Origin of the sequence: Endozoicomonas sp. ALC013, from assembly GCF_049310205.1 — a bacterium.
In the GTDB taxonomy this organism is placed as follows: Bacteria; Pseudomonadota; Gammaproteobacteria; order Pseudomonadales; family Endozoicomonadaceae; genus Endozoicomonas.
Genome location: NZ_JBLYNS010000319.1, coordinates 1 through 2327, shown reverse-complemented (window position 1 = coordinate 2327; position 2327 = coordinate 1). Strand labels below are relative to the sequence as shown.

The following is a 2327-nucleotide window of genomic DNA, read 5'->3' as shown; positions in this document are numbered from 1 at the left end:
AGGCTGGATCAGACACCAGGTCTCAAAGAGGCCGTGGCCGCCCTGTTGCCCCTCGTGAACGCACATAAATCGGACTTTAAACCACAGGAAATCGCTAACCTGCTGTGGGCCATTGCGAAACTGGGTGAACTCATTGAGCTGAACGTGGTTACCTCTACGTTCGAATCGCTGCTCTCTCGAATCAGTAAGAACCTTCAGTTTTCTCAGAAAGAGATATCGATGTCTCTCTGGGGAGTCATGGTATGCTGTGCCAGGTTGTTTCTGGACTCCAATGCCAATAAAAATAACCTATTTGAAAAACACATGGATGACCTGTTCATTCGTCTGGAAAATACATCGCCAGATAATGGCGATGATCAATCCATCATTACCATGGCTGCAAGTTGGCTTGGCAGAACCTGTTCGGTCGTCCGTCATTACCAGACAATCATTTCAAAAAACCAGGTCGACTTCCGTGATCAACTCAAATCATCTATTCCAGCTTTGACGATCGAAGAAGAAAAGTGTCTGAACTTATTACCTCCGGTTGATCTGTTACTGCCAGATCACAACATGGTGATTGAAATTCAGGGCCCCTCTCATTATGTGGGTGGTGATTTCAAAACCAGGAATGGTTCGACTCTGCTGAAAATCGCACTGTTGCAAAAAGCAGGATTTGAGGTCATTGAAATCCCGACTAACCAGCTTTTGAGCAACGATTTAATGAAACCCTATATTGATCAAATAAAGATCAGGGTAAGCATCCCGCCACAGGGTCATGACACTGTATCACTTAAAAGAGGGTGGACAGATGCTGCATACGTGACTGGTGAAGACATTTAGCAGAGCAAACCAAACCGGCAAAGAAGAAGAAAACAATCAGTAATCGCCTTCCTCCCATCATGACTCAAGTAAACTTTTCTGCAAAATGAACTTCTGGGCATAACAGCAGTCTGCTTTTTATATTTTCATGAATTAATGAAATATAATTATGGACAGAAGCTCTGCCGGTATCAGTGGTCAATACGCAAGATCAGATAATGATTATAATCGACCAGGTGGCCATGCTGCTTCTTCAAGGCGTGGACGATACAGACATGCCACGGTCAGGCAGTGGGATACTCACCCCCGCTCTACTCCGGGATGTAATAAATTTCACCATTCTTCCGGCACACGCCCTTCTCAATATTTGATTCACCGTTCAGTCAACTCTGCTCAAGATTTTAATGCCCTCATCAAACCAGAAATAATGGCTGGTCTGGTGAGGAAATCGGAACGTTTCGGTCATCGCTATGATGGGAGAGATCACGGTCTATATGCTAGTTCACTTAAAAAATACACGTCAGCTGCTAAAAGGCCGTTAAATCGAGCAGAACAAAGCCAGCTGATGCGTTTGCTGCAAAATTTCACAGCAACACGGAGCTGGAATTGGCGAAGCCTGACGACAACACTTCACTCATTGACTTCAGCAGGTGTTTTTACCCCTCATAAACCGCTGGATAAGCGCGTTGTGCTCACTCAAGCTGCCTTATTGTCGACACTACTTGATGCAATAATATTTAACTGCAACCAAAAACCGAAAGCCCGTGATATTGGTGCTCAGGAAATCGCTAACCTGCTGTGGGCCATGGCGAAACTGGTGGACAACGGGCAGAAGCGGACGCCAGAGTTCAACGAGGCCGTGGCCGTGTTGATGCCCCATGTGAACACACAGAAAAAACAATTTATTCCTCAGGGAATCGCCAACCTGCTGTGGGCCATGGCGAAACTGGTGGACAACGAACAACAGCAAACGCAAGGGCTCAAAGAGGCCGTGGCTGCCCTGTTGCCCCACGTGAACGCACAGAAAGCTGACTTTAAACCACAGGAAATCGCCAACCTGCTGTGGGCAATGGCGAAACTGATGGACAACGATCGGAAGTGGGTACCAGAGCTCAAAGAGACTGTGGCCGTGTTGTTGCCCCACGTGAACGCACAGAAAAACCAATTTAATGCCCAGGAAATCACCAACCAGCTGTGGGCCATGGCGAAATTGGTGGACAACGGACTGGAGCGGACACCAGGTCTCAACGAGGCCGTGGCCGTGCTGTTGCCCCACGTGAACGTACAAAAAGCAAACTTTAAACCACAGGGTATCGTTAACTTGCTGTGGGCCATGGCGAAACTGGTGGACAACGGCCAGGAACTGACATCAGAGTTCAACGAGGCTCTGGCCGCGCTGTTGCCCCACGTGAACGCACTGAAAGACTGTTTTATTCCTCAGCATATCGCCAACCTGCTGTGGGCCATGGCCAAACTGGTAGATAACGGGCAGGTGCAAACACCAGAATTAAAAAAGGCCGTGGTCG

Annotated in this window: 2 protein-coding genes; both read left to right on the top strand. The window is 47.9% G+C overall.

What is annotated here, in order from left to right; genetic code table 11:
- Positions 1 to 822: RAP domain-containing protein (locus ACO6V1_RS23480; RefSeq protein ID WP_422468953.1), on the top strand; the 822-nt coding region annotated here is incomplete at its 5' end.
- Between the two features lie 148 nt (positions 823 to 970).
- Positions 971 to 2327: DUF1601 domain-containing protein (locus ACO6V1_RS23475; RefSeq protein ID WP_422468951.1), on the top strand; the 1357-nt coding region annotated here is incomplete at its 3' end.